Annotated in this window: 20 protein-coding genes, 1 pseudogene and 2 other annotated features; of the genes and pseudogenes, 1 reads left to right on the top strand and 20 read right to left on the bottom strand. The window is 46.2% G+C overall.

Annotated features, from left to right (window positions below):
• Positions 1-139: 139 nt before the first annotated feature.
• From AAC978_RS14470 to infC, 14 genes and pseudogenes are all read right to left on the bottom strand, one after another.
• Positions 140-1,351 (bottom strand): annotated as a pseudogene (locus tag AAC978_RS14470) (FAD-dependent oxidoreductase); the annotation flags it as partial.
• A 347-nt stretch (positions 1,352-1,698) separates the two neighbouring features.
• Positions 1,699-1,932: a twin-arginine translocase TatA/TatE family subunit gene (locus AAC978_RS14465; protein WP_341548772.1), complete on the bottom strand. Its 234-nt coding sequence runs from the start codon at positions 1,930-1,932 to the stop codon at positions 1,699-1,701.
• An 88-nt stretch (positions 1,933-2,020) separates the two neighbouring features.
• On the bottom strand, positions 2,021-4,390 hold the full coding sequence (locus AAC978_RS14460; RefSeq protein WP_341548771.1) for an endonuclease MutS2: 2,370 nt from the start codon (positions 4,388-4,390) through the stop codon (positions 2,021-2,023).
• Positions 4,391-4,545: 155 nt separating this feature from the next.
• Positions 4,546-7,131 carry a DUF3656 domain-containing U32 family peptidase gene (locus AAC978_RS14455; RefSeq protein ID WP_445900314.1) on the bottom strand — a complete coding sequence of 862 codons (2,586 nt, stop codon included), beginning with the start codon at positions 7,129-7,131 and terminating at the stop codon, positions 4,546-4,548.
• A gap of 432 nt (positions 7,132-7,563) precedes the next feature.
• Positions 7,564-8,466, bottom strand: a complete 903-nt coding sequence (locus AAC978_RS14450; RefSeq protein WP_341548769.1) for a metalloenzyme — start codon at positions 8,464-8,466, stop codon at positions 7,564-7,566.
• A gap of 145 nt (positions 8,467-8,611) precedes the next feature.
• Positions 8,612-9,034: a GNAT family N-acetyltransferase gene (locus tag AAC978_RS14445; RefSeq protein ID WP_341548768.1), complete on the bottom strand. Its 423-nt coding sequence runs from the start codon at positions 9,032-9,034 to the stop codon at positions 8,612-8,614.
• Between the two features lie 181 nt (positions 9,035-9,215).
• Positions 9,216-9,446 carry a DUF1858 domain-containing protein gene (locus AAC978_RS14440; protein ID WP_341548767.1) on the bottom strand — a complete coding sequence of 77 codons (231 nt, stop codon included), beginning with the start codon at positions 9,444-9,446 and terminating at the stop codon, positions 9,216-9,218.
• Positions 9,447-9,668: 222 nt separating this feature from the next.
• Positions 9,669-9,926 (bottom strand): cell division protein ZapA, encoded by a 258-nt coding sequence (locus AAC978_RS14435; protein ID WP_341548766.1) that lies wholly within the window; start codon positions 9,924-9,926, stop codon positions 9,669-9,671.
• A gap of 24 nt (positions 9,927-9,950) precedes the next feature.
• Positions 9,951-12,356 (bottom strand): phenylalanine--tRNA ligase subunit beta, encoded by a 2,406-nt coding sequence (pheT, locus tag AAC978_RS14430; protein ID WP_341548765.1) that lies wholly within the window; start codon positions 12,354-12,356, stop codon positions 9,951-9,953.
• Positions 12,357-12,368: 12 nt separating this feature from the next.
• Entirely contained in the window at positions 12,369-13,391 is a 1,023-nt protein-coding gene (pheS, locus tag AAC978_RS14425; RefSeq protein WP_341548764.1) for a phenylalanine--tRNA ligase subunit alpha, read from the bottom strand.
• Positions 13,392-13,998: 607 nt separating this feature from the next.
• The gene (locus AAC978_RS14420) at positions 13,999-14,820 is read right to left on the bottom strand and encodes a TrmH family RNA methyltransferase (RefSeq protein ID WP_341548763.1); all 822 of its coding nucleotides are present in this window, start codon (positions 14,818-14,820) and stop codon (positions 13,999-14,001) included.
• Positions 14,821-14,993: 173 nt separating this feature from the next.
• Entirely contained in the window at positions 14,994-15,356 is a 363-nt protein-coding gene (gene rplT / locus AAC978_RS14415; protein ID WP_341548762.1) for a 50S ribosomal protein L20, read from the bottom strand.
• Between the two features lie 90 nt (positions 15,357-15,446).
• On the bottom strand, positions 15,447-15,644 hold the full coding sequence (gene rpmI, locus AAC978_RS14410; protein WP_015260741.1) for a 50S ribosomal protein L35: 198 nt from the start codon (positions 15,642-15,644) through the stop codon (positions 15,447-15,449).
• Positions 15,645-15,663: 19 nt separating this feature from the next.
• A complete protein-coding gene (gene infC, locus AAC978_RS14405; protein ID WP_341548775.1) occupies positions 15,664-16,179 on the bottom strand; it encodes a translation initiation factor IF-3 in 516 nt (171 codons plus the stop codon).
• A gap of 22 nt (positions 16,180-16,201) precedes the next feature.
• Positions 16,202-16,337, bottom strand: a sequence feature (ribosomal protein L20 leader region).
• A 164-nt stretch (positions 16,338-16,501) separates the two neighbouring features.
• Between infC and AAC978_RS14400 the strand changes: the two genes are divergently transcribed.
• Complete coding sequence (locus tag AAC978_RS14400) at positions 16,502-17,491, top strand: diaminopimelate dehydrogenase (protein ID WP_341548761.1); 990 nt, start codon at positions 16,502-16,504, stop codon at positions 17,489-17,491.
• A 118-nt stretch (positions 17,492-17,609) separates the two neighbouring features.
• Here the strand turns inward: AAC978_RS14400 and thrS are convergent, their stop codons facing one another.
• The 6 genes from thrS to AAC978_RS14370 form a co-directional block, all read right to left on the bottom strand.
• Positions 17,610-19,526, bottom strand: a complete 1,917-nt coding sequence (thrS, locus tag AAC978_RS14395; RefSeq protein WP_341548760.1) for a threonine--tRNA ligase — start codon at positions 19,524-19,526, stop codon at positions 17,610-17,612.
• A 110-nt stretch (positions 19,527-19,636) separates the two neighbouring features.
• Positions 19,637-19,892: a binding site (T-box leader), on the bottom strand.
• Between the two features lie 27 nt (positions 19,893-19,919).
• On the bottom strand, positions 19,920-20,801 hold the full coding sequence (gene ytxC / locus AAC978_RS14390; protein WP_341548759.1) for a putative sporulation protein YtxC: 882 nt from the start codon (positions 20,799-20,801) through the stop codon (positions 19,920-19,922).
• Positions 20,802-21,046: 245 nt separating this feature from the next.
• Positions 21,047-21,454, bottom strand: a complete 408-nt coding sequence (locus AAC978_RS14385) for a bacteriohemerythrin (RefSeq protein ID WP_341548758.1) — start codon at positions 21,452-21,454, stop codon at positions 21,047-21,049.
• 228 nt (positions 21,455-21,682) lie between these two features.
• Entirely contained in the window at positions 21,683-22,537 is an 855-nt protein-coding gene (speE, locus tag AAC978_RS14380) for a polyamine aminopropyltransferase (RefSeq protein WP_341548757.1), read from the bottom strand.
• 2 nt (positions 22,538-22,539) lie between these two features.
• A complete protein-coding gene (locus tag AAC978_RS14375; protein ID WP_341548756.1) occupies positions 22,540-23,991 on the bottom strand; it encodes an aminotransferase class I/II-fold pyridoxal phosphate-dependent enzyme in 1,452 nt (483 codons plus the stop codon).
• Positions 23,992-24,083: 92 nt separating this feature from the next.
• The gene (locus tag AAC978_RS14370; protein WP_341548755.1) at positions 24,084-25,004 is read right to left on the bottom strand and encodes a ketopantoate reductase family protein; all 921 of its coding nucleotides are present in this window, start codon (positions 25,002-25,004) and stop codon (positions 24,084-24,086) included.
• Between the last annotated feature and the right edge of the window lie 111 nt (positions 25,005-25,115).

Raw genomic sequence — 25,115 nt, 5'->3', positions numbered from 1 at the left:
GTTACTTTGACGACATTCTTCCACTAATGCTCTTTTCTCCAGGCTGGTCACAACAACAATACCTCCTATCACTATGTTTATAGGAATATTGTCTCATAAATCAGGAGTGCTGACGATGCACCCTAAGATTAAGCGCTTACGCTAATTCCTCAAGGGTAGCTCCTTCAACAACCTTACCACCCTGTTCCTGATACATTTTGAGGATCGTGTCTGAACCTTTTGCTTTTTCAAGAGTGTTTTTATCTCCAATCATGAAGGCCATTGCTCTTTTTTGCTTCAATACTTCTTGGGGAAGTCTGGCATATTTAGCTTCTATGGGAGAGGTCTCATCGGCAAAGCGTTTGCCTTGGAGATTCACCATAATCGAGATGCTCTCATCAGGGAAAAGGTAATTAATCCACATGGGAACGAATGGACGCCCACCACTGATTCCCGGTAAGGTTTGAGGATCACCAGCACGTTTTGCTTCGTATTCTGCTGGGCTATCTTCAACTGCTGGTCCCGGTACGATACCGGTAAACGTCCCCGAAAAAGTAGAGAAGTTGCCTTGAGTCATAGCTCCCACACCTTGGGCCATAAGCATGCCGCTTCCGGTATTATAAGGAGTTCCCATATTGCGGGCCACATCACCATTTGGTCCGATGTACTTGGCCATCAACCCTTTATTGGATTGGAATCCACCCGTAGCTAAAACTACCGCTCCAGCCTTAATAAAAATAGCCTTGGCTTCACCATTTTTGATAGCTTGAACACCGCTAACTACCCCACTTTCATCGATGACAAGGCGCAAGCCACGTGTTTGGAGCATAATTGTACCACCCTTGCTCGTGATGAAATTAGCTAAAGCATCAAAATAAGCTTTATGCTTAAGATATCCGGCTTCACCGGAACCTAAGGCCCAGTCATTGTTGAAGCCCTTGCCACCGGGATGCTTCTTAAGCGGAATTCCATTCTTTTGTAACCACGGAATATACTCCTGTCTAAAGGTTTCCACATACTTCTTAGCAAGGACGGGATCATCCAGGTCCTCAGTATGTTCTTTGTATTTCTCCCAAGTATCTAAACCCCAAGAGTGGATGGTTCCACCGGAATAGGCGGAACCGCCACCTAGAAATGCACTAATTTCACAGAGGATAACCTTCTTACCTTCTTCAGCTGCGGCAGCGGCTGCACTTAACCCACCATTACCTCCGCCAATTACGACGACGTCAGTTTCATGATCCCAAGCTTCAGGAGTTGACGCAGGTGCAACTGCTCCAGTGGTATTACATCCGACTAAAAAACTGGACCCAGCCACTACAGCAGCACCCGCTGCGGCGCGTTTAAGAAAATCTCTTCGGTTAATTGTCATAACTATTCCCTCCTAGAATTTTTTTTGACTTGCCCTTAAGGAGCCTGACGGGGTAGTTGCCTTTTTCCCTCCTTGTCTCTTTTAAAACTATGTATTTTCTGTGAACACTAAATAATAATGCAATATCCGTGCCATCAATAACGCGGTAGGATGGGTTTGTTAAACATAGCACTTTCACTAAGTTCTGCCCACCCTCCTCCCATAAGTCTATAATGGAACTCATTGTATAAATTTTTCACAAGACGTTTTATGATCAATTTTGTTACAGATAGTTGTTACATCAAGATACAAGCCCACTTCTATGTCAAAAAGCGTGCTCAAAAATGAGCACGCTTTCTTTTTTCCTGTTATTTACTTTCGCTGTCTTCTGCTTCTTCTTTACTCTCAGCAACTTGTTTTGGAGTTTCCTTCTTACTCTTCTTACTATCATCATCTGAAAGATCTGTCGCATCCTTAAACTCTTTAAGCCCTTTGCCTAAGCCCTTGCCCAATTCGGGGAGCTTACCCGGTCCAAAAAGAATCAGTGCTATCACTAAACCGATGACTGCAACAGTAGGGGTAATCATAGCAAATGTAGCCATATCTTCACCTCATGTCATTATTTCATATACAAGCATTATATACATATACCAATGAAAAAATCCACAAAAATCGTGATATCTTTTTCTCTTACCTTAATTCTACTACGGTTACGCCGAGATCTCCTTCACCATGCTGACCGATGCGGAAGGATTTGACATGATGATGTCCACGTAAGAATTCATGAATGCCATTCCTTAAAGCTCCCGTCCCTTTTCCATGGATGACATAGACCTGACCTACCCCTGTGAGCACTGCATCATCTAGATACTTATCTAACTCAAAACTGGCTTCCTCTACCATCATCCCCCGCAAATCGATTTCCGTACGGATGGTTTCAGCCTTCTTCATTCCTCCCTTGCCCTGACTATTAACTGAGCGAGTGGAGCGAGTTGGTTTTTCTTCTTTTTCCAAGCGTATTTCACTGATGGGAACATTGAGCTTGATAACCCCGGCTTGAACGAGGATTTCTCCTGAGCTATTAGGTAGCTTCAAAACCTGCCCCTTCTGACGGAGCTTGGTCATATAGACCATTTGTCCCAGCTTAATCTCCTCAGGATTGACACCATTCGAGGTCTTAGGTTGGCTATCAGGAGTCCCTACTTTACTGGATAATTTGCGGATTCCCTGGCGAGCTCGTTCTACTGCCTGCTGATCCTTGCGGTCCTCTTTAAGGGCAAGCCTGAGCTCATCAATCAATCGTTCCGCTTCGCGTCTTGCTTCGCGGACAATCTCCGTAGCCTGATCCTTTGCTTTTGCCATGAGCTCTTGGTATTCATCCTCAAGCTTTTGGGATTTTTCTTTCAGACCCAGGCTCTCCATCTCAATCAACTGGCGTTCCTCGCGGGCACGCCGCTTTTCAAAATCAATCTCTCGTTGGGTATCCTCGAGATTTTCGATTAAATCCGCAACCTGCATTTCCCGTTCCGTGACAAAGGTACGAGCTCGCACCAAAACCTCTTCCGGCAAGCCTAATCGACCGGCGATATAAAAGGCATTGCTCTTGCCAGGGATCCCAATCAATAATCGATAGGTAGGTCTTAAGGTCTCTGAGTCAAATTCCACCGAGGCATTTTCTACCCGTGGTGTATTATAGGCAAAATTCTTTAAGGCCCCATAATGGGTGGTAGCCACAATTCTCGAGCCCCGCTCATGGAGCTCTGCGATGATAGCCATGGCTAGGGCCGACCCCTCGGTGGGGTCAGTTCCCGCTCCCACTTCATCGAGGAGAATCAAGGAACGCTTATCGGCCTTCTGCACGATCTCGACGATATTTTTCATATGGCCACTGAAGGTACTTAAGGATTGTTCTACACTCTGCTCATCCCCGATATCCGCGAAGATCTGCGTAAACACTCCCACGCGAGAATCGGATTCAGCTGGGATATGTAAGCCGCACTGGGTCATCGCTGCCAAGAGACCTATCGTCTTGAGGGCAACGGTTTTCCCGCCCGTATTGGGACCGGTGACCACGACCGTATCGAATCGCGTCCCTAATTCAATGGTTAAGGGAACGACCTTCCCTGTCAATAACGGATGTCTTGCTTGAATCAGGCTAATCTCTTGCTTATCTGTAAGAATCGGCGCTCCGGCATTCATCTCTTCACTCAAATGTGCCTTAGCTAGGATAAAATCCACCCGTGCCAAAGCTTCATGAGCCTCTGCGATGGACTCCGCCTCACCTTCAACTCGCGCCGACAGAAGCAAGAGAATTCGTTGTACTTCCCGCTGTTCCTTGAGGATAACTTCCCTTAATTCATTACCCAGATTGACCACGGTCATGGGCTCGATGAAAAGCGTTGCCCCACTGGCTGATTGATCATGGACAATCCCTTGGAAGGATTGACGATATTCCTGTTTAACCGGCACAACATAACGTTCCGAGCGCTGCGTTATGATGGGATCCTGAAGGATTTTCTGGTAGGCGGGATTGCGAATAATGCCCTCTAGGGTTTCCCGAATCCGGCTCTGCAAACGCCCAACTCCTCGCCGTAACTCCATAAGCAGAGGAGAGGCTTGATCGGCTACCTGCCCATCCTCTGTGATACAACGAGTTATTTCCTCTTCAATGCCCTTGGGCAACAGGACACTTTCTATAATTCCTTTGAGGTGAGGTGTCTCCACCTTCCCTTCTGAAAGACTTTGTTTAACATAGCGTGCTGCCTTTAAGGTGTCGCGGATCTGTAACAATTCATCAGGAGTTAAAGTACCTCCCCTGAGACAACGCTCTAGTAAAGGACGTATTTCCTTTGCTCCTCGCACTGAAAACAGCGGGTTGACCCGCAGAATGCTCTTACCCTCTCCCGTCTCCTCCAAAGCTTCCCGGACAAGATCAAGATGAGCATAAGGCTTCATATCTTCAGCTAATTCCCGCGCCCGAGGCAACAAGCATAGCCGTGCCAGTCCCTCGAGAATCTTATCAAAATCGAGTTTTCTCATCACTCGTTCTTCAATTACCATCTTCGACCCTTTCCCTCCCACGTTTGGGATAAAGGTGAATCAAGGGGACAGGTCCCTTGATTCATCATCATCTCGACATTCATTGTTTTTATCACTGAACTAACGCCAAGCCCCCACTGTCCTACTGAGCAAAGCGAAGTATCTTTCCCCAATTTCTAAAGGACTCCCCGGAAGTAATGCCCTTTAGTAAACCCTTCCGGGAAACGTTCCTCTAGGTAAGCACTAACCTTTTCTGCCTGCTCTTCTGAGATTCTCTCCCCATCAAGGGCTCGTTCCCAACCTTCAAGAAAGACCCTGATGGTATCGCGAATCTGGACAGGAGTAGCTCGATCTAATTGCAAACGAACTCGCTGAACCCCCATCTTAGCAATCGCACCTAACTCCTTATAGAGGTTCAAGCGCTTTACATTATATAGATGCATCCGACAATCCAAATCTGTCTCGATCGGAAAATCATATTTCATTCGATCCCTAAGGTAGTGAGGTTCCTTCACACAGGGCACACTGCATTTCGAACCCTTTTTACCACCGAGTGTCGCACCCACAGGACAATACTCACTGACCATCATCTCCAAATCCCCGAAGACAAAGAGCTCGGTCTTCGGCCAGCGGGCCAAATTCTCAATCTGACTGTGCTCAAGCTCTGTGGATAGAGTAACTCCCCGGGCACCCAAGCGAAGAAAATGCGCAATGGCAGCCTCATTAAATAGATTCACAGGATAATCTACTTCAAAAGTCCAGTCTGAATCAAGGACCTTGAGCATTTCCAGCTCACCCAGGTTTGAGATCATGATGCTCGGGCGGTCCTCCCAGTCCCTGATTTTCTTTAAATTCTCCTGCCACCATGCACTTTGTTCCTCATTGAGGATACGAGGCAGGCGCAAAAGGCAGTCCGCTCCTTGTTCCTTACAAAGCTTAACGGCCGAGCGGATATCTTCCAGGCTCATGCCCTTCCGGGAACGCCAACGCTCCCCTCCTAGGGCAATCCGCCTCGCCCCTGCGATGATTGCCGCCTTCACTCCTTCTAGATCGCTGATCGCCACCGTCAAGCTTTTAGCCGCCACCAAACCTAGATCCCGATGTGTATGCCCTTTAGTTTCTCTAGTCGATGATGCTCTATGTTGCTGAATCTGTTTCTCTTGCTCCCCTTGTAGCCTATCCTTCCAATCCTTCAGACGCTGACGATAAACTCCGCGGGTGATGCGCTCATATGCGTGTGCACTTTGGAGCAGCCCTTCTACAGCCAATCTTCTCATTTCATTGAGCTCACTGACCGGAAGCATCACACCGTCCTCTACCTCAAGCTCTAATTCCTCAAGCCAGAAAGGCGTCGTCCCCAAGCGACCTAGCTGTTGAAAAGCATACTCCTGAGTTAAAGGACGCTTCATTGCCTGCTGAGCCGGAATGGAGGAACTTACTTTAACTTGCTTATGACGATCCTCCACTTCTAAGGTCATAACCTCGCCAATGGAACCCATCAAGCGCATCTTTAAGGGACGCTTCCGTTGTTCTTTTCCCTCTTGAAAGCTCTGACGGGCCTTATCCATCAAAAGCTCATCATGAGTCTTAAATACTCGATCCCCAGGATGTGATTTGCCCACAAAGTCAATCTGAACGATGTCTCCAGGATTTCCTACCTCGATTTCGTTTTTACCACGGCAAACCTTATTGACCGTGATTCCTTCGCGGCCTCTGCTCGTCCAGATTTCTATCCCGTCCCCGGGTCTAAGATAAGCCTCGAGCCTTATCTCCAGTTGACTGCCGGTATTCTTTGTGATTCGACCTAGGCGGATACCGCGATTATTAGGACGGGCATAGCTCATCAGCTCTGCCCCGGGATGACCATGGAAGTATCCTTGGGAAAAATCCCGATTGAAAATCTGCAGTAGTTCAGTCTTTTCTTCCTCCGTGACCCCTGATCCAACACCCTTCTCCTCAGAAAGCACCTGATCTAAGGCGCGACGATAGACGCGAATGACCGTAGCCACATACTCCGGCCTCTTCATTCGTCCTTCAACTTTCAGAGAATAGACTCCACACTCTTGTAAATTGCGGATCTCCTCCACAAAATTCAAATCCCGTGGACTGAGCAGATGATTGCCCAGGTTGGCCTCCGCCAATAAGTCTGTCTTGTCCTCATTCATAAGCTGATAGGTTAACCGACAGGGCTGAGCACAGCGTCCCCGATTCCCGCTCCGACCTCCGATATAACTGGACATTAAGCATTGACCAGAATAACAAATACAAAGTGCCCCGTGCACAAAAACCTCAATATCTAAAGGGGTCGTGGCGGAAATCTTCTTCATCTCTTCTGCTGTCACTTCCCGAGCAAAAACCACCCTTTGAAAGCCCAACCTCTCCGCATGACGAACACCCCAAGTCGTATTAATGGTCATTTGCGTACTGGCGTGGCGCTCCATCTCCGGCAAGATGCTCTGTATCAGCTCAGCTACGCCGATATCCTGAAGAATCAGGGCATCCACCCCAATATCATACAAATCGTAAAGATAATCATAAAGCTCCGGAAACTCGCGATCCGCGATCAGAATATTCACTGTCACATAGACCATTGCTTCCCGCTCGTGGGCATACTGAACCACCTTACGCAGCTCATCCAAACTAAAATTAGCGGCATTGGCCCGTGCATTAAAGCTTTGGCCGCCCAAATAAACCGCATCAGCCCCATTTTCCACCGCAGCCTTAAACGCCTCAAAGCTCCCCGCCGGAGCCAAAAGCTCCATCGGGACTTGGCTATGGCGAGCATATTCATTTTCCCCCTCAGAAGAAAGCTCACACTCTATTTTCTTTGACATACTGTTCCCTCGTTCCTATATGACACAATAAGTTAATTTCACTTGCACTCTTATCGATTTATTCAAAATCCCTTTATTTAAATCCCCTATAAAGAAATCCCTTGAAAGAATACCCAAGGATTTTGCGTTACAAGAGTGAACGCCTTCTAAGCGAGCAGGTAACTGTTCTTCGCGAAAGCAGGCAGCGGAGTCAGGTTGGAAACAGGACGTTTCCAACCAGCTACGAGGCAGGAGCCGATTTAGCTGGGAACCTGACGGAGCGGAGTGCTTGAGCGACTAGAACAGTCCGCGCAGCTTACTGAGTAAACGGTGTAACGCAAAATCCTGGAGATACACATACATAAGGCAATTGTATAATAGCTATGTCAAAATCATCCCCATAATCCCCGGCGTGACATCCTCCAACCGCACCCACTGGGGCCACTCCACTTGTCGATTGGACCACCCTAAAGCAGGCACTGGGTTCTGCGTATGACCTTTGACACAAAAATCCTCGAAATTACCATGATCGCTGGTCAACAGCCAAGTTACATCCTCATGGCGAACGACGCTCATCAAGCCACCGATAAATTCATCAATCTGCTCCATTAAAGCAATCGACTTTTCCCAATCCTGCTTATGACCTCGCACATCCGTCTGGAAGAATTCATAAAGGGTAAAATCATGCTCAAGGGTTATGTGGCCGAGGTTCTGCCCCGCTTGATAAGGCGAGAATAACGGGATATCTAATTCGGGTTCCATTTCCCTGAGAATCACATTAGTCATATCATGATAGATTCCCTTTCCCGCAAGCAGTTCAGGGGCTTTTCGCAAGCGCACTCCACCGGCTAAGGCGGATAAGGTGGAAGCAGTATGCCTCCTCTTTCCCGAAGCGACCATCTGGTCATATTGATCAGTGAAGGCATTAGCAAAAGTGACCCGCTTGCCACGATCAGCCAATTGCTTAAATATCGATCTTTCGTTAATTATCGACACTAATTTTTCGTTAGGATAAGCATTAAGATGAAACCCCAAAGCCTTGGCTCCATTGACCCCTGTCCATAAGGTGGTCTGTCCCGTCGCACTTTGCGGAATCCCGGGGACATCTAAAGAGGCATCTAATGGCCTAAAAAACACATGCTCTGTTTGAATTTGACGGTCTTGCCCCCAAAGATTATGTCCTTCCAGTAGTTTATCTAGGTTCGGGGTGTGGGCCGCAACTATGGGATTATCCTGCTCTCTCCCCAAGCCAAATCCATCTAAAAATATCATAACAAAATGCATTCTTGAACTCCAATCTTTCGGGACTCTCTCAAAACAATCAACGCGTTTCACGCACTCCTTTTAGTGTATCCAAAAAAACCTGAAAAAGCCAGTTTTTACTCGCCTTCACGTTCTCATCCCCACTATAATCCACTTGCTCAAACCCTTATTCAATAAAACCTTTTGAGTGCATTCGTTCAGGATTACGAAATACAGCCATTCCGGTTTTCATTTTTCTAAAATTGAGCTTTCCATAAAAAGCTTCTTTTCCAGGTGTAGCAAACAATATGACATTACAGTCGGGTAAGTTTTGCATGATGTTTTGTACGATTATACGTCCTACACCTTTTCCCTGATACTCCGGTTTTACCGCAATATCATAAATCGCTGCTTCATAAGCACCATCCGAGATTGCACGGCCGCATCCAATCAATTTTACCTCATCATAAATAAAAACCACTACATAACTATTTTCAAATGCTTTTTTGCGTACATCGCTTGGAAATGATGCCAGTCCAACTTTTTCAAGTATTGTAGCTACATTTTCCCAATCAACATTGATACAATCGTTCTTGATTATTAAATTCAACGCTCATCATCTCTTCTTCCATCCTGAATACATTATTACGATCTTCTATCTCGTCACAAAGGAAACCAGCATTTAAACGTTAAGAGGGTTTGAGACGCCGGGTTTATACCTAAATATTCCACTCCGATGTCGCAAACCCTCTATTATTATCCGATGCCGTTTGCCTCAAATTTGGAGACAGTTAATAAGAAACGATGAAACCTTTCCCCTCTAAAAATTTAACTGCATCCTCTAGAGACACACCGTGTTGCTTTAAGCCTTTGATGACCGGCATGATTTTACCGCCGGTTCTGCGCATTTCCGGATGGATAACACCCTCTAAGCCCATTTCAAAAAAAATATCAATCAGCTCAGGATAATCCTCTGTCAGATCAAAAAGCGTCCGCTGCAGGTCAATAGTTTTATTTCCCATCACAATTCCCCCACTTTATAGAATCATCATAGTAATACTATTTGCAACTATGTAGCTTATTATTAAAAACTTTACTGAAGAAAGATGAACATTAGGAGCACAAGTCATTTAGTCATTTTTTTATTTATATAGTACACCATGAGAACGCAACTTGCATAATAAAACGAAAGCGTAGCAACTTATGCTACGCCTTAAAACATGTCTATCACTTTCCATTTTAGTCTATTCTTCCGGACTCTCGATAAGCTGCAGGAGTGTCTCCTGTTCTTCCCGGAGTTTTTCTAACTCATCGGCCAAATTCAAGGCAGCCAGAATCGCAATTTGATGAACAGCCAAACGTGGCAGCCGCTGGGCAATGAGACGCATTTTCTTGTCTACCTCATGAGCAACCTTTAGGATGTAATCCGGGCTTTCCTTACCGCGAACCACATGCTTTTCCCCGTAAATCTCCACAATGACTTTTTCTTGTTCATCAGCCATATGAGACACCCCCCAGATACTATATTACTTTCTCCAGGCAGCTCCAAATTCCTTTTCTATTCCGTCAAGAACTTGCTGATTTAGAGCATTTACTTCTTCATCCTTCAAAGTTCGATCTAAGGATTGATACTTCAAGGTGAAGGCTAGGCTTTTGCGATCTTCGGGGATAGGTTTGCCCATATAAACATCGAAGATATCTACTTGCTCGAGGAGCTCTCCTCCCAGTACTTTGATTCGCTTCATAACATCTTGAGCAGAGACCTCCAGAGGAACTACCACCGCTAAATCTCGATGCATCGCCGGAAACTTAGGGATCGAGTAGACGCGAATGTTCATATTGCTAGCAGCCATCATGGGTGCAACAGCCAGTTCAAAGATCAGGGCTCTTTCCAGCTCCCACTCTTTACCCAGGGCAGGATGAATCTCGCCCATAAAACCAATCTTCTCGCCCTTGAGGAAAATCTCCGCCGAACGTCCCGGATGGGTAAGCTCAGCCTTTTGGGGCACACGATACTCCAACTCCAGGCCAAATTCACGGGCGATTTCCTCAATAATCCCTTTGATCGTATAGAATTCATACTCTGTGACGGGAGTGGTCCAATGGCGCGGGGATTTACCCCAGATGACGCCGGCGCAATGGAGCTCCTCTTGAGGAAGGTGGACTAAGGGACGTTCCTTGCTCTTATAGCTACTCCCCAGTTCAAAGAGACGGATATCCAGGTTACGGCGCGCAATATTTCGAGCGGCAATCTCCATAATGCTGGGCAGCAAGGCCGTTCTCATAACGCTTAGCTCTTCCCGAAGTGGATTCAACAAGGGAATAGCTTGCTCCACATCTCCAAACTTCCGATCGGCATCCGGTCGAGTGAAGGAGTAAGTCATCACCTCATTTAACCCTAAGCGAATCAGCAGGTGACGGAGCTTGCGTCGGAACTCTTGTTCAGGAGTTCTGCGTCCTTGGGTTTGATCTCCTTGCGGAAAGGTGGTGGGAATTCGATCATACCCAGTCAAACGAGCGACTTCTTCGATTAAATCTTCTTCGATGGTAATATCGGCACGATAGGAGGGAATCTCCACCTGATAGGCTCCCGCCCCTCCTTGATAGGAAAAACGAAGACGCTTTAGCACCTGAGTAATTTCTTCTGCCGTCAATTGGGTACCTAGGAGGGTATTGGTTTTCTCTACCGTCAAATTCACCACTGCTGGCTCGGTGAGCTGGCTGATTTGCTCCACAAACCCTACCGGTTTGCCCGCTCCCAGCTCAATCACCAACTCAGCAACACGACCTAAGGTTGCTGCCACGCCATGAGGGTTGACTCCTTTTTCAAAGCGGTTGGAAGCCTCGGAACGCAGTCCTAAACGGCGACTGGTCCGGCGGATACTTACTCCGGAAAAATGTGCAGATTCCACAAACAAACGCTTAGTGGAGTCGGTAATTTCACTATTCAAGCCGCCCATGACCCCGGCCAAGCCAAGAGCCTTCTCATCATCGGCGATTAAAAGCATTTCTGAGTCGAGTTCGCGTTCGGCATCATCTAGAGTCGTCAGTTTCTCACCAGGTTGAGCACGACGCACATGGACGGCACCCGCAATAGCGTCCCGATCAAAAGCATGCAAGGGCTGTCCCATTTCCAGCATGATGTAGTTGGTGATGTCCACGATATTGCTGATCGGGCGTACTCCAGCTGCTTTCAGACGTTTTTGTAGCCACGCCGGGGAGGGTTCGATTTTAACATCTTCGACGACTAAACCCGCATAACGATGGCAAAGCTCCGGATCATCAATGATAATCTTGGCTTGGGGATCGATAGGATAGTCGGGGCCTTTTTCTGTTTCTGCCCAAGCCGGCAGATGAAGTTCACCCCCGGTCAAAGAAGACACTTCCCGAGCGACGTTAATCATACCTAAGCAATCCGGTCGATTGGGATAGAGCTCTAAATCCAAAACGCAATCGCCTTGGCCGACGAGGGTATCCATGGTTGTACCTAGGGGCGTATCGGCAGGTAAAATCATAATCCCGTCTTCGCTGCGCGGGTCTCCCGCGTCGGCATCCAAGCAAAGCTCTTCTGTGGAGCAGAGCATTCCTGAGGATTCCACTCCCCGCAGCTTGGAGACCTCAATATGCACCCCGTTCGGTAAGGTTGTTCCCGGCAAAGCAACTGGGATGCGATCTTTGATGAGCAGATTTTGGGCCCCCGTTACGATGGTCGTCTTCTTATCTCCTAAATTCACTTCACAGATCCACAATTTATCAGCGTCGGGATGATGCTCCATGCTTGTAATCTCGCCGACGACCACTTTTTCTATCCCTTGATTCAAGTAATCTATGCCACCGACCTCAATCCCTCCTCGGGTTAAGATCTCTGCTAAATCTTCGGCAGATTGATCCACATCTACTAATTCACGTAACCATTCCAGACTGACTTTCATTCCCCTGCCTCCTTAAAACTGTTGCAAAAAGCGCAAGTCGTTATCGAACATAAGCCGCATATCTTCAATACCGTATTTCAGCATCGCAATCCGTTCCACACCCATCCCAAAGGCAAAGCCGGTCAGCTCTTTAGACTCATAGCCACCCATTTCCAATACCTTAGGATGGACCATACCTGAACCTAAGATCTCAATCCAACCGGTACCTTTGCAGATGCGGCAGCCGGAGCCACCGCAAAGCATGCAGGAAACATCCACTTCCGCACTAGGCTCTGTGAAGGGGAAGAAGCTGGGGCGCAGACGAATTTCCCGTGACTCCCCAAACATCATCCGCGAGAAGTTGAGAAGGATTCCCTTAAGGTCGGACATCCGAATACCCCGGTCCACCAGCAAGCCTTCCACTTGATGGAACATAGGTGAGTGAGTAGCATCATCGTCCTTCCGATAGACTTTTCCCGGGCAAATGATTTTTACTGGAAGTTGAGGACGCTGCTTTTCCATGGTGCGAATTTGCACTGGCGAGGTCTGAGTCCGCAGAAGAATCTCTTCCGTAATATAGAAGGAATCCTGCATTTCCCGAGCCGGATGCTCCTTGGGAAGATTCAGCGCTTCGAAATTATAGTAATCGCTTTCAATCTCCGGACCTTCCGCAATCTGGAAGCCCATGCCTAAGAAGATTTCTTCAATCTCTTCAATAACCTTGGTCAGGGGATGCTGATGACCACGGGGTAGGCTCACACCCGGTAAACTAATGTCGAGCTTTTCTTCTGCCAGTTGTTTTTGGAGAGTGGCGTTCTCTAACTCTTCGGAACGGCGAACCCAGGCTTCCTCGAGAATATCCCGGGTTTCATTGACCACTTGACCAAAGATCGGGCGTTCCTCAGGGCTTAAGCCTCCCATTTTTCGCAATTGCGCGGTCAGAGAACCTTTTTTGCCGAGAACTTTTACTTTCAGCTCCTGAAGCTCCTCCAAAGTGGTGACCCTCTGAAGCTCGGCCAGTGTCTCTTCTTGAATACGTTGAACTTCCTGTTTCACGATAACCCTCCTAAAGATTTGATCAAATCCTTGAATATTAACTAAAGAACTAAAGAAACGAACTAAATACAAGAGACGAATAAATACAAAAAAATCCTCATCCCTAAAAAAAGGGACGAGAATTATACTCCCGCGGTACCACCCTGGTTCGGCTCAAAAGAGCCACAGCTTCATTCTCCAATAACGGCGGAAACCGGGCTTGCCTATAATGATACCTTCAGCAAACCACTCTCAGGGGAAATTTAACACCTCAGCCCCAAACTACGGGCTCAAGATGAGGCACTCTCTTGGCTAAGCTTCCAGTCTTTGGCTAAGCCTCCCTGTAAAGAAAATAACCTTTTATCCTGATCATTGCGTTTTCTTAATGGATTGAATGTTAAAGATTGCATACTGCTTATAAAGCAAGTAGGCGTTAGGGGAACCGGTTACCTCAAAAATCTTCCAAAACCACTCTGCGGGAAACATCGCTTCGCCCACCTTTCGGCCTGGATTCCTTAAAACCTGTTCACTGAAATTATAGCACCACCCCGCAAGGTTTTCAAGAAAACCCGGTCCAAACTGGCTTTTTTAGAGATTTTTAGAGATTTCCGCAAGTTAGCGAGAAGTTTTAGCTCTCTTTACGCCGTAACTCGTAGAGGATGATCCCCGTGGCCATGGCCACATTAAGTGATTCGACACCATGACTCATAGGAATTGTAATGCGGTTTACTCCAGGCCCCCGAAAAGCCTCCGAAGGCCCATTACCCTCGTTACCTACTACTAAGGCTAAGGGCATGGACACATCTGTCTCATAGAGATCCGTTCCCTGGATATCTCCTGTATAAACAGTGATCTTATGTTCTTGGCAAAAGCTCAGAATCTCTTCCGGTTGACAGTTGGTAAGGATCTTCAAAGAGAAGATTGTTCCCATGGTACTTCTCAGGGCTTTCAGATTATATAAATCGACTGTCCCTTCTGTCAAGCACACCTGTGTGACACCGGCAGCTAAAGCTGTCCTGAGTATCGTTCCACAATTACCGGGATCTTGGATCCCGTCAAGAATCAGGAGGACGGGCAAGTCTTGTGGATCTTGGTCCTGTAAATTTTTCGATGCTTGAGCTATTCTGATATCCTTCCAGCTCCACTTTTCCTGCCTCACGATAGCAAGAATTCCCTGAGGATTTTCTGTATCGCTCATCTTGCGGAGTACTCGTTCCTCCACTTCGATTACCGGTACTTCTTTTTCCTTCAGCGCTTCTTCTAGTTGGGGCCATACATCGTTGTACCGCTCTGGGCAGACAAAGACCTTGGTAAGGTTTGCACCTCGAAGGACTCCCTCTTCCACAAAGCGCCAACCTTCGATGAGAAACTCACCCGTTTCCTCGCGAAACTTCCGCTTATGGAGATTCACTACATACTTCACTTGTTCATTTTGTAAGGAGGTTAACATCCTATCACCCCGCGATAACTCGAATCTTATGTCAATGCCCTAAAGAGTATTCTTACCCCACGTTGTTTTTTCAATCCTATATAGGTTCATCACATTAAGGTCTCGTTCAATCGGTCACGGCCTTTATAGTACCTATGTAAAAAGGGTGCCTAAGCACCCTTTTATGTTTCAACTTATTTCGCGCTTAATTGAGTTTTAGCCACATTGACTAATTCAGTAAAAGCAGCAGCATCATGGATAGCCAGATCAGCTAACATTTTGCGGTTGATGGATACGCCGGCCTTTTTGAGACCATTCATCATGCGGCTGTAGCTTAAACCGTTTAAACGGGAAGCAGCATTGATACGAGCAATCCATAATTTACGGAAATCACCTTTTTTATCTTTGCGGTGAGCATAAGCATACGCCAAGGATTTCATTACTTGCTCATTAGCTGGACGGTAGAGTTTACTTTTTGCTCCCCGGAAACCTTTTGCAAGCTTTAATACTTTTTTATGACGTTGATGCTTCGTTACCCCTCTTTTTACACGGGCCATAGCGAAGACCTCCTTACAGTTAATAATTTCGTCTCTCGATCAAAGCCTTGATCCTTCAGACCTCAGGCTTCTGACCTCCGACCTCTTTAATTATAGATAAGCGATCATACGGGCAATGCGTTTGGCATCAGTTTTGTGCATAATGGTCCCTTTACGAAGAGCACGTTTACGCTTTGGAGATTTCTTCTCCAGAATATGGCTGGTAAAGGCATGATGACGAACAATTTTACCGGTACCTGTCTTCTTAAAACGTTTCGCGGCACCGCGATGTGTTTTCATTTTTGGCATTGGGATATCCCCCTCTCGTTTAGTCGTGTTTCAGAGGCGTTAAAATCATAATCATATTGCGCCCTTCAAGCTTGGGATCACGCTCTATATTAGCCTCAGCTTTACAAAACTCAGCTAGACGCAGGCACAAGACACGTCCTAACTCCGGGTGGGTAATCTCCCGACCTCGGAACATAATCGTTACCTTTACCTTATCGCCATCATTTAAAAAGCGTTGGGCATTGCGTGCTTTGGTTTCGAAGTCATGGTCCTCAATATTAGGACGAAGCTTAACTTCTTTGATTTCCATGGTCTTCTGTTTTTTACGGGCTTCCTTATCCCGTTTGGCCTGCTCATACTTGTACTTGCCATAATCCATGATCTTACAAACAGGCGGTTTAGCAGTTGGGGCAATTTCCACTAAGTCCAGAGATTTTTCCACAGCCATCTGTTGAGCATCTCTAAGTTGGATAATACCCAATTGCTCTCCCTCTTCCCCGACAAGGCGAACTTCCCGGGCCCGGATTTCATCGTTAATCCGTAAATCCTTACTAATAACGAACCACCTCCATATAAAATCAACACAAAAAAGACGGGCAGAGTTCCACCCGTCTTCAATAACAAATCATGAGCAAGCAAATTAAGCTCAGGACCCGAAGATACCTCATCGACTTTGGCCATGAGGTGAGAAGCGGATGGCTTCTACTTGAACATTATTATTATAGTGAGTTTTAAAGCTCTTGTCAAATATTATTTTTAAAATTTAATCGGACAACCATTTATTCATGATATCCTGATAAATTTTTTTAGCCCTGTTCTAAAGATAATTGTATGTATGGATTAATACGGTTTAGAATAGAGGCAAGGAGGAATCGACTATGAATAAAATTAAAATCGGCATTGTGGGTTACGGAAACCTTGGAAAAAGCGTTGAGTTAGGTATACGCCATAATAAGGATATGGAACTTGTCGGAGTATTTACAAGACGTGATCCTTCAGCGGTCAAAACCGTCATGGAAGGGGTTCCCGTCTTCACGATGGATGAGGCTCAACAGATGACTGATCAGATTGATGTTATGGTGCTTTGCGGCGGAAGCATGTCGGACATACCAGTACAGGGGCCTGAATTTGCAAGCCTCTTCAATACCGTCGATGGCTTTGACACTCATGCGAGAATTCCAGAGTATTTTTCAGTCATGAATAAAAATGCTTTAGCGGCCAACAAAGTTTCCATTATTGCCAGCGGCTGGGACCCAGGAATGTTCTCAATCAATCGACTCTATGCCGAGGCAATCCTACCTGAGGGAAATACCCACACCTTCTGGGGAAAAGGAGTCAGTCAGGGCCATTCCGATGCAATCAGAAGAGTTAAGGGCGTCAAGAATGCGAAACAGTATACTATTCCCAAGGAAAAGGCCATTGAAGCCATTAGAAGAGGAGATATGTCGGAGCTTGCGACAAGGGAAAAGCATTGGCGAGAGTGCTTTGTGGTGGCTGAAGAAGGGGCCAATAAGGAGCAGATTGAACACGAGATAAAGACAATGCCCAATTATTTCGCGGACTATGACACAGAGGTACATTTTATTACAGAAGAAGAATTAGAAAAGAATCACCCTGGTCTTCCTCATGGCGGCTTAGTTGTTCGTCATGGACGAACGGGTCTTCATGAAGAGCATAATCATGTCATTGAATATCAATTGGCTTTGGATTCCAACCCCGACTTCACAGCAAATGTCCTCGTTGCCTTTGCAAGGGCGGCATACCGCTTAAATCAGGAAGGAGTTGCGGGTGCCAAAACAGTAGTGGATATTGCCCCAGCTTATCTTTCAAGTAAATCGGCCGAAGAGCTTAGAAACACAATTATTTGATGATTTAACAGAGCTTCTCGATGAGCCCTCGCGAAGCGTTACGGCCCAAATATCGAAAGGGACAGGTCCCTCTTTTTGCAAATTGGGACCTGTCCCCTTGATTCATTCTGTCACCTTATCACACCAATTGTTTCTTGTCTTTAATCTCTTCTTGAATCATGGCAATAAACTCAGCCACTGAGAGTTTTTCTCCGGCGTTGGATTGACCATAGCGACGGACGGCTACAGTGTCTGTCTCCGCTTCTTGATCGCCGACCACCAGGGCAAAGGGGATCTTATGGGTTTGTGCTTCCCGAATTTTGTAACTGATTTTCTCGCGACGATCATCTAATTCAGCACGAATGTCTAGGTCGTTCAAACGACGGAGGAGGTCTTGGGCATATTCCTCATGACGGTCGCTGATGGGCAGGATACGAACTTGAACCGGGGCCAGCCAGGTGGGGAAGGCTCCCGCATGGTGCTCTGTGAGCAGGGCAATAAAGCGTTCAATACTTCCGTAAACCACCCGATGAATCATGACCGGACGGTGCTTTTGTCCGTCTTCGCCGATGTAGGTAAGGTCAAACTTCTCCGGCATTTGGAAGTCCAGCTGAATGGTTCCACACTGCCAGGTCCGACCTAAGCTATCCCGGAGATGGAAGTCGATTTTCGGTCCGTAGAAGGCTCCGTCTCCTGGGTTGATTTTATAATTAATCTTCTTCGCGTCTAAGGCTTCCTGTAGAGCGTTAGTGGCCATTTCCCAAGTCTCATCCGCTCCCATGGAGTCTTCAGGACGTGTGGAGAGCTCCACATGGTACTCGAAACCAAAAACCTTATAGAAATGATCGACGAGATCAATGACACCACTGATTTCATCTTTGATCTGGGAAGGAAGCATAAAGATATGGGCATCGTCTTGGGTAAAGTTGCGCACCCGCAAGAGTCCATTCAAAGCTCCCGATAGTTCATGACGATGGACTAAGCCCAGCTCGCCCATTCGAATAGGGAGATCCCGATAGCTTCTGAGTCTTTGCTTATACATGATCATCCCACCGGGGCAGTTCATGGGCTTGACTGCAAAATCTTCCTCGTCAATCTTAGTGGTATACATATTGTCTTTGTAATGATCCCAGTGTCCCGAGTTTTCCCATAGTTCGCGGCTGAGAATGATCGGAGTCTTAATCTCCTGATACCCCCGGCGGCGATGCTCTTGACGCCAGAAATCTTCTAATTGGTTGCGCAGAATCATCCCTTTAGGATGGAAGAAGGGGAAGCCCGGTCCTTCATCATGGAGGCTGAATAGATCCAGCTCCACACCCAACCTGCGGTGGTCACGGCGTTTTGCCTCTTCAAGCTTGAAGAGGTAATCATCCAAGTCTTCCTTTTTAGCCCAGACCGTACCATAGATCCGTTGCAGCATTTTGTTCTTCTCGCTACCCCGCCAATACGCACCGGCTAAATTCATCAGCTTAAAGGCCTTCACCACCCCGGTAGCTGGGATATGGGGACCGGCACAAAGATCTGTAAAATTACCTTGTGTATAGAGTGAAATAACCGCATCATCCGGAAGACCTTCGATCAGTTCGACTTTATACTTTTCGCCTTTGGCACCGAAGTATTCGAGAGCTTCGCTACGGGAAACCTCCTTGCGCGAATAGGCATTGTTCTCTTTAATCAGGCGGCGCATTTCGGCCTCGATCTTTTCCAGATCATCCGGCGTAAATACATGTTCAGAATCTAAATCATAATAAAACCCGTTGGCAATAGCCGGCCCAATACCAAATATCGTGCCGGGGAAAAGATTCTGCACTGCTTGAGCCATGATATGAGAGGTCGAGTGGCGCAAAACCTCTAAGCCCTCCTCACTATCGGCTGTGATGATTTCCACCTCTGCATCCTCTTGCAAGGGGAAGGATAAATCCTTCAGCTTACCATCCACTTTACCTGCTACAGCAGCCTTCGCTAGACCTCTGGAGATAGAGGCTGCTAATTCCATGAGGCTCTTGCCGGCTTCGATTTCGCGAATCGAGCCATCCTTTAAAGTAATCTTTACCATCTTCGTTAACTCCTTTTTCAAATTTTCTAACCCATTTGTCGAAGATTCTTTAGTCAAATATTATCCTACAGTCCTATACTCTTGGAATTAATACAAAAAGCCCTCATCCCATATGGGACGAGAGCATTATTCCCGTGGTTCCACCCAAGTTAAAGCCTCCGGACCGACGAATCCCTTGTGGGGCATTCACGGCCTGATACTTTCTCTTTGCTCCCTTAACGCGGGCAGACGTCCGAGCCTACTCAGCTTCAACTCAGCACTCCGGGGTGGTTTTCTTCCGCTTCTTCATGAGAGACGCTTTCAGCCACGGCATCTCCTCTCTTACATAAAAACAAAGCAAAATACTTTCCCCATCATTGTTTTAAATAATTATATCGACCCTGAAAAGCTTTGTCAAATCTTCTCACAGATAGAACAGCTACCACTGCAATAGCTGACACGTCCTGCAAAAACTTGGCAGATGGTTTGCAAAGTATCCTGATACCCTTCATAACGAATATGCAACACAATTTCCCGCGGAGCCACAGCGATTAAGGCACTGACAAGCATATCTTCATAGGTCAGCTCTTGCGAAGAATCCATGAAGAACAAATCATCCATGGTCTTCTTGGTCATCCTTTTGCCTTCTTCATTATAAAGGTTGAATTTGCCTTGCTTTGTAATGCCCACATGCAAGGTATGAATACGAGGCTCTTGAGAATCTACAAAGTGTTTGAGCAAGTTGATGAACTCCACATACTCGGTGGCGATAACATGCTCATTAACTACATAGCTGACTGCTTTATTGATTTCTTCCTTATAACCCTTAGCCCGGAAGCGCAAAAAACCTTCCATATCGAAGAGGGGCTGTGCCTCCAGGCATTTTACGATTTGATTGACTAAGGACGCTTTGCGATGGATCCGGTAGCCCTTCCACTCTCGTGATTCTTCGTTGAGGTACTGGAGAGCTTTTTCAAAGACCTGCACGACTTCTTCTCGTTTCATTTTAAATTTTCTTCTTAATAACCAGCGTATATGATCCTTTTCCCAGTGGAGTAGGATTGTTTCAGCGATGGCATTAGCTAAATAGTAGCTATGAATTTTTTGGGTGATCTCTTGATCCCTTTCATCCTCTATAGCTTCCATTTGAAACTCGCAATCAATTAACCAGCGCTTCCCTTGCTGATACTCGTGAAGCACAACCGGTAGGTTCTCTTCCTCTTGGAGCTGACGAAGGCGCTCGTAGATGCTTTCTCGATAATATTGTGTACCAACCTGAACGGAGTGTTGTTCCAACCTAGCATCCCCTCCATAGTAGAGTATATGAGCAAGGTTTGCTCATATTTCGGCTTCAAACGAAATACTCTAGCTATTTCGAGAAACCATATATTCCCTACTATTGCCAGGTTGTGACATCCTTATTCCTTCATCTGATTATGCCAGAGGAATGCATGCATCGGGGTTATACTATCTGACAATACAAAAAGGCCTGACAGCAAATTGGCAAGCGCTTGCCAATTTGTGGTCAGGCCTAAACATTTTTATCTTGTAATGCGAATAAATTCTTTAATTCCAAAATCACTCTTCAGAATATGATCAAGTACCCAGTCGAAAATAAAATTCAAAAGCTTGCGCGTATGTCCATCTTGGTCGTGGTCAATAGCATCTAAATCAATGTTTTCGATCTCTTTGATAAAATCATCATGGGCAACTTTCTGCTTGAAGTATCCCGGATACTTGATTTTCAACATATAGTCTTCTTCAGTTTTAAAATGGTAAATGGTATAGTCCTTGAGCTCTAAGATAATTGTCACGATCTTGTCGTACTTATCCGGTAGCAGGTAGTTTTCTAATAAGTCATAGATTTGATTACCGATTTCGAACAATCGCACATGTTGTTCATCAATCTCCGCTACCCCAATCGAATACTCCTCTTTCCACTTTAACATAGAATCACCTCTTCACATTTTTCATTGCTTATGTACGGAAAAACTTATGTAGGGAATGGATTACCCTTGTGTGATTATGCATTAAGTACCAAGTTGTCTATAACCACTATTCTACATCATTTTTAGCTTAGTAAGCAAATACCCTCGACTCCAGCACCAAATAATATGCGCCAAGAGAAGAGGGTAAAAAAAGATCCGCTTAAACCGATGTGGAAAAAGTTTTTATCTTTAGTCTGTCGCACTGGCTAAAAGTTCTTTCACATAGGTGGGTAGGGCAAAACAGCCCTTATGAATCTCTGTATTATAGTATTGAGTCTTGATACCTAAGTCGTTCCAGGCTTGTTCATCAAGATCCTTTAAAGGATCATATTTTTTCGAAGCAAAGCCAAAGAGCCAATGCCCTGATGGGTAAGTGGGAATATGCGCTTGATAGACACGGCACACGGGGAAGAACTCCTTAATCCGCTTATGAGCGCGACCCATGTTCTGAGCATAATCTTCATAGTAAGGGCTTTCATGCTGGTTGACGAGAATTCCATCGTCCTTAAGGGCCTTATAGCAGTTACCATAGAATTCCTTAGTGAAAAGTCCTTCTCCCGGCCCAAAGGGGTCCGTGGAATCGACAATCACTAGATCATAGGCATTCTCCTTGGTCCGCACAAATTTTAACCCATCCTCAAAGAACAGATTGACCCGTGGATCCTCCAGCTTGCAGGCAGTCTGGGGCAGATATTCTTTGCAGACTTCTACCACAAGTTTATCTATCTCCACCATATCGATGTTTTCAATGGAGTCATAACGAGTCAACTCTCGGACCGTTCCTCCATCCCCAGCGCCAATGACCAGGACATTTTTAATCTTGGGATTGGTCGCCATAGCCACATGAACAATCATATCATGATAGATGAACTCGTCCTTCTCCGTCACCATCATCAGCCCATCCAGGGTAAAGAAGGTACCAAACTCTCGGGATTTAAACACATCAATCCGTTGAAATTCACTCTCGCCCGAATAGAGTTGTCGGTCTACTTTAATTGAAAAGCGAACATTTTCCGTATGCTCTTCTGTATACCATAATTCCATAGCTATTCCTCCACGACTTTGATGTTTTCAACAGCCATATCCTCTGTGCCTGTCAGGAAACAGCCTTTGACCTTAGAGTAAGCGATATACTCAATAATATCCTCGGTAATTCTCTCCCCAGGTGCCAAGATCGGAATCCCCGGTGGATAAGCCATCACAAATTCTCCGCTGATCTTGCCCCTGCTCTCCTTGATCGGAACGGAATAACTCTCTGCATAAAACGCGCGCTGGGGACCCATGACCACCACAGGGTTGATGTATTCATGATCGAACATGCCCGCGATATCCTTTTGATAGCGCCGCTTAATCTCCGATAAAGCCGAAACCAGGCGTTCCAGAGCTAAGGCCCGATCCCCTACCGAGATAATCGCGAGAATATTGCCGATATCCCCAAACTCGATTTGAATATCGTAATCATCCCGGAGAATGTCATAGACTTCGATGCCCGCTAGCCCAATTTGCCGGGTATGGATCGAGAGTTTAGTACAATCAAAATCATAGACCGAGTCCCCATTGTTTAATTCTTTGCCAAAAGCATAATAGCCGCCAAGCTTATTCACTTCATCCCGACCATAATTAGCCAGATATAGAGCTTTATCAAAAATGCGCTTGCCATTTAAGGCTAGGTTGCGCCGTGAAATATCTAAGGATGATAAGAGTAGATAGGAAGCGCTGGTGGTTTGCGTTAGATTAATCATATGTCGAACCCGTCCAACATTCAAGCGCTCACCGATTAATAATATGGAACTTTGAGTGAGACTTCCACCCGTTTTATGCATACTGACAGCGGCCATATCTGCACCTGCTGCCATGGCACTGATGGGCATATCTTCGCCAAAATAAAAGTGGGTGCCGTGTGCCTCATCCACCAAGACCAACATACCATGTTCATGGGCAAGCTCAGTGATTCTCTTCAGATCAGAACAGATGCCATAATAGGTTGGATTGTTCACTAAGATGGCTTTGGCCTCCGGATTTTCAGCGATAGCTGCTTTGACATCAGCTACAGACATGCCCAAGGGAATCCCGAGCTCACGATTAACTCCCGGATTCACGTACACCGGAATCGCTCCGCTGATGATTAAGGCATTAATAGCACTGCGGTGAACATTCCGCGGCATGATGATCTTCTCACCCTGTTTGCAGGCACTCATAACCATCGCCTGCACAGCCGAGGTGGTTCCGTTCACCATAAAAAAGGCGTGATGGGCCCCAAAGGCCTCAGCTGCCAACTCTTCCGCTTCTTTGATCACAGAGACAGGATGTCCAAGGTTGTCCAGTGGTTTCATGGAGTTAACATCCACGGAAAGACATCTCTCTCCCAGAAACTCTGTCAATTCAGGATTTCCTCTCCCCTGCTTATGCCCGGGCACATCAAAAGGCACCACCCGCATGGACTTGTACTTAAGCAACGCCTCGTAGATGGGAGCCTTGCTTTGCCGTGATGAACGCATGACACCACCCCCTTTATTTATACAAAATATAATGATACAAAACATCGGCGCAAAAGTCGATAAAAACTCATTTTGCAATAATTATGATTCTGTTATACATTTCCCAGCTCGTAGGGTTTGATAAGACCATAAAGAGTCTCAATGGTGGGGACTTGAAGGTTATGGCGACGAGCCAGACGAATCGCACCGCCTTGGAGGCTTTCCACTTCCAAAGGCAAGCCTTTGCGCTTGTCTTGGTGCATGGAAGAGGTCGACCCCTTTTGATATTTGCTTAACCCGGCCAAATTTTGATCAACGAAATCTTCGCTTAAGACTGCACCGGTGGCAGTGGCTATACTTTTCATTTCTTCAAGGGCATGACGATAAACGTTACGTGATGCCTCATGGGCATCGATCAGATCTGTCGTTAGATCGCCAGCAGTCGTTACCCCAGAGAATACGCTGATAAAGGCATATTTCGCCCACGCTTCATCCCAAGCTTTTTCACTATAGATTGTTTTGAAATTCGCTTTGGCCAAGACTTGTTCTAATCGCTGACAAAACTCTTTACTTGAGGGCTCTAATTCTCCAAAGATGATCTGAGCTAGTTTGCCCGTATGTATCACGGTACCCTCAGCATCGAGAGTGACAATAATTTTGCAGACTCCACCCAAGACGTTTTCACGACCGAACTCCTTTTGGAGAATCTCAAAATGCTCCACCCCGTTAAGGAAGGGTAATATTTTTGCGCCGCGCTCCACTAAAACCTTGAGCTGAGGAAGACTGGCAGCCAAGTGATAATTTTTAAGTCCCACGATGATCAGGTCACAGGCCGGTATATCCTCACTATTCACGGCGATCTGAGGTTCAGCAATGTTGATGTCCCCTATAGCACTCTTCACCACTAGACCCTTGGCCTTCAGCTGAGCCGCTCTATTTTCACGAACTAAGAACGTGACATTAGCTCCGCTTTCGGCCAATCTCGCCCCAAAGTATCCTCCGGTAGCACCTGCGCCAAGTACAGTTATATTCATACTTCACTATCCTTTCATTATAAGGTTTCTTCTATCTATTCCCTATTTTACAACAAAAATTACTGAAGGGAAGACTGAATGTTGATGAACATCCCATTCGCATCTTTCTAG

It is taken from the genome of Desulfitobacterium sp. THU1 (assembly GCF_038181555.1).
In the GTDB taxonomy this organism is placed as follows: domain Bacteria; phylum Bacillota; class Desulfitobacteriia; order Desulfitobacteriales; family Desulfitobacteriaceae; genus Desulfitobacterium.
The sequence above is the reverse complement of the archived record's forward strand: the minus strand, read 5'-3'. Positions and strand labels throughout refer to the sequence as shown.